The 13,606-nt window shown below is 55.2% G+C and carries 17 protein-coding genes; 6 read left to right on the forward strand and 11 right to left on the reverse strand.

Annotated elements, in window-relative coordinates:
- Window positions 1–36 precede the first annotated feature (36 nt).
- On the forward strand, window positions 37–330 hold the full coding sequence (yhbY, locus tag ACR6AS_RS11895) for a ribosome assembly RNA-binding protein YhbY (protein WP_010251809.1): 294 nt from the start codon (window positions 37–39) through the stop codon (window positions 328–330).
- 106 nt (window positions 331–436) lie between these two features.
- Here the strand turns inward: yhbY and greA are convergent, their stop codons facing one another.
- On the reverse strand, window positions 437–913 hold the full coding sequence (greA, locus tag ACR6AS_RS11900; RefSeq protein ID WP_128083995.1) for a transcription elongation factor GreA: 477 nt from the start codon (window positions 911–913) through the stop codon (window positions 437–439).
- 246 nt (window positions 914–1,159) lie between these two features.
- Between greA and dacB the strand changes: the two genes are divergently transcribed.
- A complete protein-coding gene (gene dacB, locus ACR6AS_RS11905; protein WP_111139607.1) occupies window positions 1,160–2,593 on the forward strand; it encodes a serine-type D-Ala-D-Ala carboxypeptidase in 1,434 nt (477 codons plus the stop codon).
- Between the two features lie 179 nt (window positions 2,594–2,772).
- Here the strand turns inward: dacB and cgtA are convergent, their stop codons facing one another.
- The 3 genes from cgtA to rplU all read right to left on the reverse strand — a co-directional run bounded on the left by cgtA (window position 2,773) and on the right by rplU (window position 4,771).
- Entirely contained in the window at window positions 2,773–3,945 is a 1,173-nt protein-coding gene (gene cgtA, locus ACR6AS_RS11910) for an Obg family GTPase CgtA (RefSeq protein ID WP_434162283.1), read from the reverse strand.
- Window positions 3,946–4,186: 241 nt separating this feature from the next.
- Window positions 4,187–4,444, reverse strand: a complete 258-nt coding sequence (gene rpmA / locus ACR6AS_RS11915) for a 50S ribosomal protein L27 (protein WP_111139589.1) — start codon at window positions 4,442–4,444, stop codon at window positions 4,187–4,189.
- 15 nt (window positions 4,445–4,459) lie between these two features.
- On the reverse strand, window positions 4,460–4,771 hold the full coding sequence (gene rplU / locus ACR6AS_RS11920) for a 50S ribosomal protein L21 (protein ID WP_008925416.1): 312 nt from the start codon (window positions 4,769–4,771) through the stop codon (window positions 4,460–4,462).
- A gap of 258 nt (window positions 4,772–5,029) precedes the next feature.
- Here rplU and ispB point away from each other — a divergent pair, with 258 nt between their 5' ends.
- On the forward strand, window positions 5,030–6,001 hold the full coding sequence (gene ispB / locus ACR6AS_RS11925; RefSeq protein ID WP_293774202.1) for an octaprenyl diphosphate synthase: 972 nt from the start codon (window positions 5,030–5,032) through the stop codon (window positions 5,999–6,001).
- Window positions 6,002–6,236: 235 nt separating this feature from the next.
- Window positions 6,237–6,521 carry a helix-turn-helix domain-containing protein gene (locus ACR6AS_RS11930; RefSeq protein ID WP_111139591.1) on the forward strand — a complete coding sequence of 95 codons (285 nt, stop codon included), beginning with the start codon at window positions 6,237–6,239 and terminating at the stop codon, window positions 6,519–6,521.
- Window positions 6,522–6,588: 67 nt separating this feature from the next.
- Here the strand turns inward: ACR6AS_RS11930 and murA are convergent, their stop codons facing one another.
- The 7 genes from murA to mlaF all read right to left on the reverse strand — a co-directional run bounded on the left by murA (window position 6,589) and on the right by mlaF (window position 11,394).
- On the reverse strand, window positions 6,589–7,848 hold the full coding sequence (gene murA, locus ACR6AS_RS11935) for a UDP-N-acetylglucosamine 1-carboxyvinyltransferase (protein ID WP_111139592.1): 1,260 nt from the start codon (window positions 7,846–7,848) through the stop codon (window positions 6,589–6,591).
- A 66-nt stretch (window positions 7,849–7,914) separates the two neighbouring features.
- Window positions 7,915–8,172 carry a BolA family iron metabolism protein IbaG gene (gene ibaG, locus ACR6AS_RS11940; RefSeq protein WP_434162287.1) on the reverse strand — a complete coding sequence of 86 codons (258 nt, stop codon included), beginning with the start codon at window positions 8,170–8,172 and terminating at the stop codon, window positions 7,915–7,917.
- Window positions 8,173–8,285: 113 nt separating this feature from the next.
- Entirely contained in the window at window positions 8,286–8,591 is a 306-nt protein-coding gene (mlaB, locus tag ACR6AS_RS11945) for a lipid asymmetry maintenance protein MlaB (protein ID WP_111139593.1), read from the reverse strand.
- Window positions 8,591–9,226 (reverse strand): phospholipid-binding protein MlaC, encoded by a 636-nt coding sequence (mlaC, locus tag ACR6AS_RS11950; protein ID WP_111139594.1) that lies wholly within the window; start codon window positions 9,224–9,226, stop codon window positions 8,591–8,593. The genes mlaB and mlaC overlap by 1 nt, the downstream gene beginning before the upstream one ends.
- A gap of 15 nt (window positions 9,227–9,241) precedes the next feature.
- Entirely contained in the window at window positions 9,242–9,787 is a 546-nt protein-coding gene (mlaD, locus tag ACR6AS_RS11955; protein WP_111139595.1) for an outer membrane lipid asymmetry maintenance protein MlaD, read from the reverse strand.
- 4 nt (window positions 9,788–9,791) lie between these two features.
- Window positions 9,792–10,574, reverse strand: a complete 783-nt coding sequence (gene mlaE, locus ACR6AS_RS11960; protein ID WP_111139596.1) for a lipid asymmetry maintenance ABC transporter permease subunit MlaE — start codon at window positions 10,572–10,574, stop codon at window positions 9,792–9,794.
- Between the two features lie 4 nt (window positions 10,575–10,578).
- Complete coding sequence (mlaF, locus tag ACR6AS_RS11965) at window positions 10,579–11,394, reverse strand: phospholipid ABC transporter ATP-binding protein MlaF (RefSeq protein WP_111139597.1); 816 nt, start codon at window positions 11,392–11,394, stop codon at window positions 10,579–10,581.
- Window positions 11,395–11,620: 226 nt separating this feature from the next.
- Here mlaF and ACR6AS_RS11970 point away from each other — a divergent pair, with 226 nt between their 5' ends.
- Both ACR6AS_RS11970 and kdsD read left to right on the forward strand, forming a co-directional pair.
- Window positions 11,621–12,601, forward strand: coding sequence for a calcium/sodium antiporter (locus ACR6AS_RS11970; protein ID WP_293774208.1), 981 nt, complete (start codon window positions 11,621–11,623; stop codon window positions 12,599–12,601).
- 16 nt (window positions 12,602–12,617) lie between these two features.
- A complete protein-coding gene (kdsD, locus tag ACR6AS_RS11975) occupies window positions 12,618–13,601 on the forward strand; it encodes an arabinose-5-phosphate isomerase KdsD (RefSeq protein ID WP_111139598.1) in 984 nt (327 codons plus the stop codon).
- The last annotated feature ends 5 nt before the right edge of the window (window positions 13,602–13,606 follow it).

Raw genomic sequence — 13,606 nt, forward strand, 5'->3', positions numbered from 1 at the left:
AACCGTTTTCAATCCCTGAGTAAGTAAAAAACTACGATGAATCTAAGTACCAAACAAAAACAGCACCTCAAGGGCCTCGCCCATCCGCTCAAACCTGTCGTTATGCTGGGCGGTAATGGCCTGACTGAAGGCGTGCTGGCCGAAATCGAGCAGGCTCTGTCACATCACGAACTGATCAAGGTAAAAATCGCCTCAGAAGATCGTGAAACGAAGCAGCTGATCGTTGAGGCTATCGTGCGTGAGACCGGTGCCAGCAACGTACAGGTGATCGGCAAAACGCTGGTGCTGTATCGCCCGTCTAAAGAGAGCAAGATTTCTCTGCCACGCTAGGCGGGCAAAGAAAGTGACATGCTCTTACCTCAGATAAAAGGCCGCAATGCGGCCTTTTTCCTTTCTTTACATTGTGCTTTAACGCTTTTCAAAGCGTAGCAACATCTTAAAGGTATTCCACCTTCAGGATCTCATACTCCACGTCGCCGCCCGGGGTTTTCACGACGGTCACATCGTCAACTTCTTTACCCACCAGGCCACGCGCCATTGGCGAATTGACCGAAATCAGATTTTGCTTAAAGTCCGCTTCGTCGTCGCCCACAATACGATAGGTCGCCTCTTCGTCGGTTTCGACGTTCAGCACCGTGACCGTGGCACCGAAGATCACCCGGCCGGTTTTCGGCATCTGCGTCACGTCAATGACCTGCGCATTGGAGAGTTTGGCTTCGATCTCCTGAATACGGCCTTCACAAAAGCCCTGTTCTTCGCGTGCTGCGTGATATTCCGCATTCTCTTTCAAATCGCCATGTTCGCGTGCTTCAGCGATAGAGGCGATAATGCGCGGGCGCTTCACGGTTTTCAGCTCGTTCAGCTCTTCGCGCAATCTTTCAGCGCCTCTTAACGTCATCGGAATCTGATTCATTTAAGCTCCTCGCCATCTTTCCTGTTTTACGATGTCATCCTGACCGGTGACTGCAGAAAAGCCTTCTGCAGCGCATTAGCCCGTTTTGCAAATAAAAGAAACCTGACCCGGAGATGCTTCCAGGCCAGAAAAGAGTTTTGCAATTTGATACGTATTTTACCCCAGAGTTCCCTGCGGGTCATCGTTTACTTTGACCCGTCCGGCAACGTAGTATTGACGCCCTCACCTGCCAGTTACCGCGAGATTATGCGATTTTCACGACTTGTTACCGGATTAAGCTGCGCATTTATGCTGCAGGCGCACGCAGCGCCAGTTGATGAATACATGCAGTACCTGCCAGACGGCGCCAATCTGGCGTTGATGGTGCAGAAAGTGGGGGCTTCCACACCGATCATTGATTATCACGGCAAACAGATGGCCCTGCCCGCCAGTACGATGAAAGTGGTCACGGCGCTGGCGGCGCTGCTGGAACTGGGTGGCGACTACCGTTTTCAGACCACGTTTGAGACCCGCGGTGCGATTATTGATGGCACTCTGAATGGCGATTTAGTGGCGCGCTTTGGCGGCGATCCCACCCTGAGCCGTCAGGATCTGCGCAATATGGTGGCAGCACTTAAAAAGCAGGGCATCAACCATATCAAAGGCAATCTGGTTGTTGATACCTCGGTCTTTGCCAGTCACGACATGGCACCAGGCTGGCCGTGGAATGATATGACCCAGTGCTTCAGCGCCCCACCGGGCGCAGCTATCGTGGATAAAAACTGCTTTTCGGTGTCGCTCTACAGCGCGAATACCCCGGGCGAAAATGCCTTTGTGCGCATCGCCTCCTATTATCCGGCCCACATGTACAGCCAGGTGCGCACTATCGGGCGCAACAGTGGTGAAGGGCAATATTGTGAGCTGGATGTGGTACCAGGCGAACTGAACCGCTACACCCTGACCGGCTGTATGCGCCAGCGTGCCGAACCACTGCCGCTGGCCTTTGCCGTGCAGGATGGCGCCGCCTGGGCGGGCGAGATACTCAAAGCAGAACTGCGCTCGTCTGAGATCGACTACAGCGGCCATCTGGTCCGCCAGACCCAGGTGACCGAACCGGGCACCGTACTGGCCTCGACGCAGTCTGCGCCGCTGCATGCGCTGCTGCATACCATGCTGAAGAAGTCAGACAACATGATTGCCGATACCGTGTTTCGCACTATCGGCCATCACTACTTCAACGTGCCAGGTACGTTCCGCGCCGGGCAGGATGCCGTTCGTCGCATCCTGAAAACCAAAGCCAATATCGACATGGGCAACAGCATTCAGGTGGATGGATCCGGTCTGTCGCGCCACGATCTGATTTCGCCGCAGACGATGATGCAGGTTTTGCAGTTTATTGCGAAGAATGACAATACGCTGGATTACATTTCGATGCTGCCGCTGGCGGGCTATAACGGCACGCTGCAGTACCGTGGCGGACTGCACGAGGCGGGACTGGATGGCAAAGTCTCGGCAAAAACCGGTTCGCTGCAGGGCGTCTATAACCTGGCAGGCTTTATCACGACCTCCAGTGGTGCCCGGGTCGCCTTTGTCCAGTTCCTCTCCGGCTATGCGGTTCCACCGGAAGATCAACGGACCCGTCGCATTCCGCTGGTACGATTCGAGAGCCGGCTCTATCGCGATATCAATCAGAACAACTGATCGCGCTGACCTACGCAGCGGGCGAGTGCCCTGCTGCGTTTTAAGCGCGCTCCTGTAGCAGCGCACGCCGGTCAGCCGGAAACCTCTTCTCTGCGCGCTGATGAGCGACCCCGGAAACAATGAAGCCCCCTTTCAGGCTGAAAGGGGGCTTCGGATATCACGTTATCACCGCGGTCAGATTAACGCTGATAGATAATTTCAACGCCTTCGTCGTCTTCATCATCCCAGTCGTCATCCCACTCTTCGTCTTCAGCTTCCACCGCGTTTTCAAGGGTCTCCTTGTGGTAATCATCCCACATGAATTCCACTTTCTCCGGCTGCTTCTCTTCAAGCTCCGCTTCTTTCGGGTTAGCGTTGATAAAGCTCATCACGTCCCAGCAGAGTTCGTTGACACCGGTGCGGCTTGCGGCAGAGATCAGGTAATACTTATCTTCCCAGCCCAGCGATTCAGCCACCGCTTTCGCCCGTGCCTGCGCCTCTTCTTCACCGATCAGGTCTACTTTATTGAAGACCAGCCAGCGTGGTTTGTTGAACAACTTCTCGCTGTACTTTTCCAGCTCACCAAGAATGATGCGGGCATTTTCAACCGGATCGCTCTCATCGACAGGATCGATATCGATCAGGTGCAGTAACACGCGGCAGCGTTCCAGATGTTTCAGGAAGCGAATGCCCAAGCCAGCGCCCTCTGCAGCGCCTTCGATCAGGCCGGGGATATCGGCCACGACAAAGCTCTGCTCGCTGTCCATACGCACCACGCCGAGGCTTGGCACCAGCGTCGTAAAGGGATAGTCCGCCACTTTGGGTTTGGCGGCCGAAACGGCACGGATAAAGGTCGATTTACCGGCATTCGGCAGACCCAGCATACCGACATCCGCCAGCAGCATCAGCTCCAGCTGCAGATCGCGCTTCTCACCCGGCGTACCCATCGTTTTCTGACGCGGGCTGCGGTTTACTGACGATTTAAAACGGGTGTTGCCCAGGCCATGCCAGCCGCCTTTGCCGACCATCAGTTTCTGGCCGTGGCGGGTCATGTCGCCCAGTGTTTCGCCGGTTCCCTGATCGATAACACGGGTGCCGACCGGCACTTTAACTTCGATATCTTTACCGCGTTTGCCGGTACAGTCACGGCTCTGGCCGTTCTGCCCACGCTCGGCGCGGAAAGATTTTTCGAAACGATAATCGATAAGGGTATTGAGGTTTTCGTCGGCGACCAGATAAACGTCACCGCCGTCACCACCATCACCCCCGTCAGGGCCGCCTTTCGGGATATATTTCTCGCGGCGGAAGCTGACGCAACCATTACCGCCATCGCCGGCGACGACCAGAATTGTCGCTTCATCAACAAACTTCATTTTAACTCTCCGTCACACAATCGCCTGCAGCACTCTGCAGACGGGTCCGCCAGGGTCTTCTGCGCTGACCAGCGGCGGATAAATCAGAACTGGCTTTCGCCACTGCGTACACAAAGTGTACAGCAATCTTTTGTGATGCGTTGCGTAACCGCAACAGAGCGCAGAATGTAAAAAGCCCCGCAGGAGCTGCGGGGCCTTCAATTCGTGCGTTCAGACGTTAAACGTCTGCGTCACGACAACCTTACTCAGCAACGATGCTGATGTATTTACGGTTGTTCGGACCTTTAACTTCGAATTTTACTTTACCGTCGATGGTAGCAAACAGAGTGTGGTCGCGACCACAGCCTACGTTGTTACCTGCGTGGAATTTGGTGCCACGCTGACGAACGATGATGCTACCTGCCAGGACAGATTCACCACCGAAACGCTTCACACCCAGACGTTTTGCATTGGAGTCACGACCATTTCGAGTCGAACCACCAGCCTTTTTATGTGCCATTTGTCAGATCTCCTCTTAAGCCGTGATGCCAGTGATTTTCACATCAGTGAACCACTGGCGATGGCCAGCCTGCTTACGGTAGTGCTTACGACGACGAAACTTAACGATCTTAATTTTCTCGCCACGACCGTGAGCAACAACTTCTGCCTTGATCATACCGCCTGAAACCAGTGGCGCGCCGATTTTCACGTCTTCGCCATTAGCAATCATCAGAACCTGGTCGAACTCGATGGTTTCACCGGTTGCGATGTCCAGCTTTTCCAGGCGAACGGTCTGACCTTCGCTTACTCGGTGTTGTTTACCACCACTTTGGAAAACCGCGTACATATAAAACTCCGCTTCTGCGCTTGCCTTTTTTAGTTCATCAGGCGGCGCGCTAAATATTCACAATAGGGCGCGAATTCTACGCAAAACTCCAGAAGAAGACAAGAGCACTTTGCACACTCTTGCAGAAAAAAAACACAGGGTAAATGCAACCGTTTCTCAGCCTCAAAATTCAAGTACAATCAGTAACAGATTACCTGAACGCTGGCTGGGTAAACCACTTACCATGGCAGAGATAACGAGTCATAGCTGAAAAGACGAATGAACTTAGAACAGATTAATGAATTAACCGCACAGGATATGGCTGCCGTTAACCAGACCATCCTCGACCAGCTGAATTCAGATGTCTCGCTCATCAACCAGTTGGGCTACTACATCATCAGTGGTGGAGGCAAGCGTATCCGTCCCATGATTGCCGTGCTATCTGCACGCGCCATGGGCTACAAGGGCGATCTGCACGTAACCAATGCGGCGCTGATCGAATTTATCCACACCGCCACGCTGCTGCATGACGATGTCGTGGATGAATCCGATATGCGTCGTGGCAAAGCGACCGCGAACGCGGCGTTTGGCAATGCGGCAAGCGTGCTGGTCGGTGACTTTATTTACACCCGCGCCTTCCAGATGATGACCAGCATGGGTTCGCTGCGTATCCTGGCGCTGATGTCAGAAGCGGTGAATGTGATCGCTGAGGGCGAAGTTCTGCAACTAATGAACGTGAACGACCCCGATATCACCGAAGAGAGCTACATGCGCGTCATCTACAGCAAGACGGCGCGTCTGTTTGAAGCGGCCTCTCAGGCCTCTGCGATCCTGGCTGATGCCACTCCGGAAGAGGAGAAGGCGCTGCAGGATTATGGGCGCTATCTGGGTACGGCTTTCCAGTTAATCGACGATTTACTGGATTACAGCGCAGACGGTGAGACGCTCGGTAAAAACACCGGCGACGACCTGAGCGAAGGTAAACCGACGCTGCCTTTGCTGCACGCGATGCAGCACGGTACGCCTGAGCAGGCGAAGATGATTCGTGAGGCCATCGAACAGGGGAATGGTCGTCATCTGCTGGAGCCGGTACTGGAAGCGATGCATCAGTGCGGTTCGCTGGAGTGGACCCGCAGCCGCGCGGAACAGGAGGCGGATAAAGCGATTGCGGCGTTGCGCATCCTGCCTGAGTCGCCCTGGCGCAGTGCGCTGGAGTCGCTGGCGCACATGTCCGTTCAGCGCGACTTTTAATCCTCTACGGAGCCGCCCGGCTCCGTTTTTACATCCCTTCTCTCACTTTTTTCTGTCGCCCTTCTGCGGTTGCACGTCTTTTGCGTACGGTCATACAGACCGGACAACAGAGGCAAATATTACTGGAAACAACCGGAAACTATCTGCTATATAAATGTCATCTTTCCAGATAACAGGAAAAGGTTATCCTGCGCGTTGCGGGATAACGTCATAACAGGGAAAAGGAGAACAGGTTATGCAAAAAAGGAAGGAAGACTGGCATTCGGCAGACGTTATCGCGGCACTGCATAAGCGGGGAATGACGCTGGCGGCGCTGTCACGCTCAGCGGGTCTGAGTTCATCCACGCTGGCTAATGCGCTCACGCGCCCCTGGCCCAAGGGGGAATGGTTGATCGCCGACGCCCTCAACGTCCATCCCGGCGAGATCTGGCCCAGCCGCTATTACGATCCCGTGACCCACTGCCTGCTGGATCGCAAAAAGCGTATCCGGGCCCCTGTCGATCGTGCCGACAACGCCTGAGATCGCAGGCGATCCTCAGACGAAAAAAAACCAGCCCGAAGGCTGGCTCTTGCGCGTTTCGGCGGAGTTACTCTTCGCTGACGCGCTCGATGTTCGCACCCATCGCTTTCAGTTTATCTTCGATGTGCTCATAGCCGCGATCGATATGATAAATGCGGTCAACAAACGTCGTGCCTTCTGCAATACAGCCCGCCAGGACCAGGCTGGCTGATGCACGCAGATCGGTCGCCATCACCTGCGCACCCGACAGCGTTTCAACGCCGTGGCAGATCGCCGTGTTGCTCTCGATCTCAGCATGTCCGCCCATACGAATCAGTTCCGGGATATGCATGAAACGGTTTTCGAAGATGGTTTCAGTGATGACACCTGTGCCTTCCGCCACCATGTTCAGCAGGGTGAACTGCGCCTGCATGTCGGTCGGGAAACCTGGATGCGGCGCAGTGCGCACGTTGACCGCTTTTGGCCGCTTACCGTGCATATCCAGACTGATCCAGTCTTCACCGGTTTCAATGTCGGCACCGGCATCACGCAGCTTAGCCAGCACTGCATCCAGCGTATCCGGCTGGGTCTTGTGACACACTACTTTGCCGCCTGAGATGGCCGCCGCAATCAGGAAGGTGCCGGTTTCGATACGATCGGGCAGTACGCGATAGACCCCGCCGCCCAGACGCTCTACCCCTTCGATGGTGATTTTGTCGCTGCCTGCGCCACTAATTTTCGCACCCAGGGTATTCAGGAAATTCGCCGTATCAACAATTTCCGGCTCGCGTGCCGCATTCTCAATCACGGTCGTGCCGGTCGCCAGTGTTGCCGCACTCATGATAGTGACGGTGGCGCCAACGCTGATCTTATCCATGACGATCAGCGCGCCCTTCAGGCGACCATTGACGGAAGCTTTAACGTAGCCCTCTTCCAGCTTGATCTCTGCACCCAGTTGTTCAAGACCGGTAATGTGCAGGTCAACCGGACGCGCGCCAATAGCACAGCCCCCCGGCAGGGAAACCTGACCCTGACCAAAACGTGCCACCAGCGGCCCCAGCGCCCAGATAGAGGCACGCATTGTTTTAACCAGATCGTACGGCGCACAGAAAACATCTACCGCGCTGGCGTCAACGTGCACAGAACCGTTGCGTTCCACCTTTGCACCCAGCTGGCTCAGCAGCTTCATGGTGGTATCGATGTCGCGCAGTTTTGGTACATTCTGAATCTCTACCGGCTCTTCGGCCAGCAGGGCAGCAAACAGAATAGGAAGCGCGGCGTTCTTCGCCCCGGAAATGGTTACTTCACCACTTAAGCGGGTGGGGCCTTGCACACGAAATTTGTCCATTAACACGGCTCTCAATTAACTAGCTAAAGATTAGACTCGCTCACCGCGAGTTCACCACGCCGGGGATCAGAAACCGTTAAGTTTACGGTCACGCGCCCATTCAGCGGGAGTATAGGTTTTGATAGAGACAGCATGCATGCGGTTATCTGCGATGAATTCCATCAGCGGCGCATAGATAGCCTGCTGCTTTTTCACGCGGCTCAGCTCGCCAAACAGTTCGCCAACGGCGATGACCTGAAAGTGGCTGCCGTCATTGCTCATCACATGCACTTCGTCTAAAGGCAGTGCTGCCATCAGCACGGCCTGAATTTCACTGTTTTCCATTGGTCTTAACTTCGCTTAATAATAATAAGGCTGACATAGTAGAGGAAAGCGGCTGACTCTTAAATACGCAAAAGCCCCTGTCAAAAACAGGGGCTTAGCATAACAGGCGGAAATCAGGCGCTTTTATCCGCAGAAACAATAATCTGTTGCAGATTGTAAAGCGTAATCAGCGACTGCAGTTTGTCGCTGATGCCCGTAAAGCTCGGGGTCATTCCCTGTGCACGCGCAATTTCCCGCAGGTGCACCAGCAGAGCCAGCCCGGAAGAGTCAACACGCTCCAGCGCCGCAACGTCAATGGTATCGACATCCCTGATTAACGTCTCACGCTGCTGCCAGAGGCTCATCAGCGTGTCGCGATCCAGTTCGCCTTTCAGCAATAGCGTGCTGGCTTGCCGCTCCCAGCGTAACGATTCGTGCATTATTGTTGTTTATCCAGCGTAATGTGCTGAGCGGCGGAGGATTTCAGCTGCGCCGTCAGACCATCGATACCTTTGGTGCGTAACAGGTCGCTCCACTCATTCTGCTTGGTGGTGATCATGCTGACACCTTCGGCGATCATGTCATAAGCCTGCCAGTTGCCGCTCTGGCTGTTTTTACGCCACTGGAAGTCGAGACGAACCGGTGGACGGCCATTAGGATCGATGATGGAGACGCGGATAGCGACAATGTTAGCATCGCCCAGCGGCTGTTCAGGCTGCACCTGGTAGCTCTGACCGTTATAAAGAGCCAGGGCCTGGCCATAAGCCTGTGCCAGATAATCAGCAAAGGCGCTGAAGTAGGCTTCGCGCTGAGCCGGCGTCGAATCGCGATAGTAGCGACCCAGCACTAACGCGCCGGCATATTTGATCTGCACATAAGGCAGCAGTTCCTGACGCACAATCTCACGCAGATAGTCAGGATTCTGCTTAATCTTTGGCTGCTCGTTTTTCAGGCGGGTAAACGTCTTCTCCGCCGCCTGGTTCATCAGTTTGTAAGGATTGCTCTGGTCGGCGGCGGTTGCCGTCAGCGGCACGGCCACCACCAGCATGGCAATCATCAGTAAACGTTTAAACATGGTATACCCTCTTCTTTAAGGTTGGGCGGGTGCCGCAGGTGCAGCACTGCTGCCTTCCTGCGCATCCTTGTTATCGCTGTTTTGCTTGTTATCGCCGCTCTTATAAAGGAACTGGCCGATCAAATCTTCAAGCACCATGGCTGATTTCGTATCGCGCAGCGTATCGCCATCTTTCAGCATCGCCGAACCCAGCTCAGGATCGTCAAATCCTAAGTTGAGCGACAGGAACTGCTCACCCAGCAGGCCCTGAGTACGGATCGCCAGCGAGCTGGTGTCGGAAATTTTATTGGCATACTGATCGCTGATGTCCATCGTGACCCGTGGCAGCAGCGTTTTCGGCTCCAGTTCGATCTCTGTCACCCGGCCAATCACGACGCCACCAATTTTAACCGGCGAACTGACTTTCAGGCCGCCGATGTTGTCGAAGGTGGCGTAGAGTTTCCATGTCGGCTCGGTGCCCATCGACTTCAGATCGGCAACGCGCAGACATAGAAACAATGCGGCGATCAACGCCATGATCATAAAAATGCCAACCCAGATTTCGCTTTTTTTGCTTTGCATTGCATCAATTCCCAAACATCAGTGCTGTCAGCACAAAATCCAATCCGAGCACCGCCAGTGAAGCATGTACTACGGTACGCGTCGTCGCGCGACTGATCCCTTCAGAAGTGGGAATCGCGTCATAGCCATTAAAGAGGGCAATCCAGGTCACCGTAACGGCAAATACGGCACTTTTGATAAGACAGTTCACCACATCAGCCCGGAAATCGACCGCGTTCTGCATGGCAGACCAGAAGAAGCCAGGATCGATCCCCTTCCAGCTCACGCCAACCAGCGCCCCACCGGCGATGCCGACTGCAGTAAAGATCAGTGCCAGCAGCGGCATGCTGATAAATCCCGCCCAGAAGCGTGGCGAAACGACGCGGCGCAACGGATCGACCGCCATCATCTCCATACTGGAGAGCTGCTCGGTCGCTTTCATCAGGCCGATTTCGGCCGTCAGCGCCGATCCTGCCCGTCCGGCAAACAGCAGCGCGGTCACCACCGGCCCCAGCTCGCGCAGCAGCGACAGCGCCACCAGCATACCCAGACTGGTTTCGGCCCCGTAAGTGGTCAGTACCAGATACCCCTGCAGTCCCAGCACCATGCCAATAAACAGGCCCGACACGACAATAATCAGTAATGACAATACACCCACGCTATAGAGCTGCTTAACCAGCAGCGGCGCATGTTTGCGAAATGCTGGTTTGCCGACCAGCGCGTGAAACAGCATTAAGCCTGCGCGTCCAAAACTGGCGCACGTTTCAATTCCCTGACGACCAAATGACGCCAGCGCCTTCAAGACCATCGGTTTAATTACTCCCTGAGCCGGTTAAATCTGCGAGATAGTCGCCGGCAGGAAAACGGAAAGGAACCGGACCATCCGCATCGCCATCGATAAACTGGCGAACACGCGGGTCGTTATTCTCTCGCAGTGCGGGGGTGGTGCCCTGTGCGATAATTTTTTGTCCGGCCACGATATAGGCGTAGTCCGCGATACTCAGTACTTCCGGTACGTCGTGCGAGACCACAATACAGGTCAGGCCCAGGGCATGGTTCAGTTCGTCAATAAGCTTAACCAGCACCCCCATGGTGATCGGATCCTGGCCGACGAAAGGCTCGTCAAACATGATCAGTTCGGGTTCAAGCGCGATAGCGCGCGCCAGAGCCACGCGACGCGCCATCCCGCCCGACAGCTCAGCCGGTTTCAGCTGCGCGGCGCCACGCAGGCCCACCGCCTCCAGCTTCATCAGCACGGTGCTGTGCAGCAGCGGCGCAGGCAGCTGCGTATGCTCCCGCAGTGGCCAGGCCACATTTTCATAGACCGTTAAGTCAGTGAACAGCGCGCCAGACTGGAACAGCATGCTCATTTTTTTACGCGCTTCGTACAATTTAGCGCGGGATAATGACGGAATGTTTTCGCCGCGAAACAGGATTTCACCCTGGGTCGGCTGAAGCTGCCCCCCAATCAAGCGTAGCAGAGTGGTTTTTCCTATCCCCGACGGTCCCATTATCGCCGTCACTTTGCCTTTTGGCACGGTCAGCGAAATGTCATCGAAGATTGTGCGATCTCCGCGCGAAAAACTCACGCCACGAACCTCAACCAGATTCGTTTGCTGCTGGATCATTGTCACCTCTTGTCAGGATCGGGCGTAAACATGGGGTACGATGGTAGCCTGTTCGGTCATGATTCACGATAGCTTTACAGAAACTTACCGCTAAGATTTGCCGAAAATGGTCATTAAATTTACTTTTGCCGTTCAGACGGTCAAAATCAGCGCCTGTCTCGCCAAACAGAACCGTAAACCGGTCGGGAAAGGCATAGCCGCCCGGGTTTTTATGCAAGGATTTTTCATGTTCGTAGCTTCTGCACTGCTGATTATCGGTTTGCTTTTACTGGCTTATGGTGCCGATCGTCTGGTGTTTAGCGCCTCTATATTGTGTCGATCATTTGGCATTCCGCCACTGATTATCGGCATGACCGTTGTCAGCATCGGCACCTCGCTGCCAGAGATGATCCTCTCCTTTTCTGCGGCGCAGCATGGCCAGATGGATCTGGCTGTGGGCACCGCCCTGGGCTCGAACATTACCAACATTCTACTGATTCTGGGTGCCGCTGCGCTAATACATCCGTTAACTGTTCACTCCAATCTGATTCGGCGTGAGCTCCCGTTGATGTTACTGGTCACCCTGCTCAGCGGTTTCATGCTGTTTGATAATCAGCTTAGCCGACTTGATGGCATTGGCCTGATTGCCATTGCCGCTATTTATCTGATGGTGGTGATTCGCATCGCGCGTAAGGCGGAACAGGACAACAATGACACCCTGACCCGCGAGCAGCTGGCTGAACTGCCGCGTGAAGAGAGTGGAAATACGGTGGCCTTTCTCTGGCTGGCTGTCGCGCTGATTATTCTGCCGATGTCGACACGGATGGTGATCGACAATGCCACCGCCTTTGCCGACTACTTTGGCGTCAGCGAACTGGTGATGGGTCTGACCCTGATCGCCGTTGGCACCAGCCTGCCCGAGCTGGCAACGGTGCTTGCCGGGGCACTGAAAGGCGAAGATGATATTGCGATCGGCAATCTCATCGGCGCCAACATTTATAATATTGCCATCGTGCTGGGACTTCCGGCACTGATTCATCCGGGCAGCGTCGATTATCATGCCTTTGCCCGTGATTACTGGGTCATGCTGGGCGTCAGCGCCCTGTTTGCCCTGCTCTGCCTGCTTCGTCGCCGACGTGTTGGCCGTACGGCGGGCCTGATTTTACTCTGTGGTTTCTTCGTCTGGGTGACGCTGCTGTGGTTACAGCCGGCATTCATGAACGGTTAACAAGGACAGACTCACTATGTCATATCAGCAACCAACTGCCTTTGATTTTCAGCAAGCGGGCAAGACCGTGCTCCGCATTGAGCGTGAAGGACTGGAACAGCTCGATCAATATATCAATGACGATTTCGCCCGCGCCTGCGCCCTGATCTACGGCTGCCAGGGTAAAGTGGTGGTGATGGGCATGGGGAAGTCTGGCCATATCGGTAAAAAAATGGCGGCGACCTTCGCCAGCACCGGCACGCCCGCCTTCTTTGTCCATCCTGCCGAAGCCAGCCACGGCGATCTGGGCATGGTGAGCAGAAATGATGTGGTGATCGCCATCTCCAACAGCGGAGAGTCGAACGAGATCCTCGCGCTGATCCCGGTCTTAAAGCGTCAGCACATCGCGCTGATCTGCATAACCGGACGGCCCGAAAGCGCCATGGGCCGCGTGGCGGATGTGCATCTTTGCGTGCACGTACCCCAGGAAGCCTGTCCGCTGGGTCTGGCCCCGACCACCAGCACCACGGCGACCCTGGTGATGGGCGACGCGCTGGCCGTGTCGCTGCTGGAAGCGCGCGGATTCACGGCAGAAGATTTTGCCCTCTCCCACCCCGGCGGCGCGCTGGGCCGCAAGCTGCTGCTGCATGTGGCGGATATCATGCACAGCGGCGATGAACTGCCGCACGTCACCCGTGACGCCTCCCTGCGCGATGCGCTGCTGGAGATCACCCGCAAGAATCTGGGTCTGACGGTTATCGTCGACGACCTGATGAAAATTGAGGGGATCTTTACCGATGGTGACCTGCGCCGCATCTTTGACATGGGCATCGACTTTCAGCGCGCCACAATCGGCGAAGTGATGACGCCAGGCGGCATCCGCGTCCGGCCGAACATGCTGGCGGTTGAAGCCCTGAATCTGATGCAGACGAAAAACATCACTTCGATTCTGGTGGCCGATGACGACCATCTGCTCGGCGTGGTACATATGCATGACATGCTGCGCGCTGGCGTAGTCTGAACAGG

It is taken from the genome of Pantoea phosphatilytica (assembly GCF_051025615.1).
GTDB lineage: Bacteria > Pseudomonadota > Gammaproteobacteria > Enterobacterales > Enterobacteriaceae > Pantoea.

Excerpts from the sequence above, each read along its gene's own strand:
- yhbY (WP_010251809.1), top strand. The coding sequence starts at position 37 with ATGAATCTAAGTACCAAACAAAAACAGCACCTCAAGGGCCTCGCCCAT.
- greA (WP_128083995.1), bottom strand. The coding sequence starts at position 913 with ATGAATCAGATTCCGATGACGTTAAGAGGCGCTGAAAGATTGCGCGAA.
- dacB (WP_111139607.1), top strand. The coding sequence starts at position 1,160 with ATGCGATTTTCACGACTTGTTACCGGATTAAGCTGCGCATTTATGCTG.
- cgtA (WP_434162283.1), bottom strand. The coding sequence starts at position 3,945 with ATGAAGTTTGTTGATGAAGCGACAATTCTGGTCGTCGCCGGCGATGGC.
- rpmA (WP_111139589.1), bottom strand. The coding sequence starts at position 4,444 with ATGGCACATAAAAAGGCTGGTGGTTCGACTCGAAATGGTCGTGACTCC.
- rplU (WP_008925416.1), bottom strand. The coding sequence starts at position 4,771 with ATGTACGCGGTTTTCCAAAGTGGTGGTAAACAACACCGAGTAAGCGAA.
- ispB (WP_293774202.1), top strand. The coding sequence starts at position 5,030 with ATGAACTTAGAACAGATTAATGAATTAACCGCACAGGATATGGCTGCC.
- ACR6AS_RS11930 (WP_111139591.1), top strand. The coding sequence starts at position 6,237 with ATGCAAAAAAGGAAGGAAGACTGGCATTCGGCAGACGTTATCGCGGCA.
- murA (WP_111139592.1), bottom strand. The coding sequence starts at position 7,848 with ATGGACAAATTTCGTGTGCAAGGCCCCACCCGCTTAAGTGGTGAAGTA.
- ibaG (WP_434162287.1), bottom strand. The coding sequence starts at position 8,172 with ATGGAAAACAGTGAAATTCAGGCCGTGCTGATGGCAGCACTGCCTTTA.
- mlaB (WP_111139593.1), bottom strand. The coding sequence starts at position 8,591 with ATGCACGAATCGTTACGCTGGGAGCGGCAAGCCAGCACGCTATTGCTG.
- mlaC (WP_111139594.1), bottom strand. The coding sequence starts at position 9,226 with ATGTTTAAACGTTTACTGATGATTGCCATGCTGGTGGTGGCCGTGCCG.
- mlaD (WP_111139595.1), bottom strand. The coding sequence starts at position 9,787 with ATGCAAAGCAAAAAAAGCGAAATCTGGGTTGGCATTTTTATGATCATG.
- mlaE (WP_111139596.1), bottom strand. The coding sequence starts at position 10,574 with ATGGTCTTGAAGGCGCTGGCGTCATTTGGTCGTCAGGGAATTGAAACG.
- mlaF (WP_111139597.1), bottom strand. The coding sequence starts at position 11,394 with ATGATCCAGCAGCAAACGAATCTGGTTGAGGTTCGTGGCGTGAGTTTT.
- ACR6AS_RS11970 (WP_293774208.1), top strand. The coding sequence starts at position 11,621 with ATGTTCGTAGCTTCTGCACTGCTGATTATCGGTTTGCTTTTACTGGCT.
- kdsD (WP_111139598.1), top strand. The coding sequence starts at position 12,618 with ATGTCATATCAGCAACCAACTGCCTTTGATTTTCAGCAAGCGGGCAAG.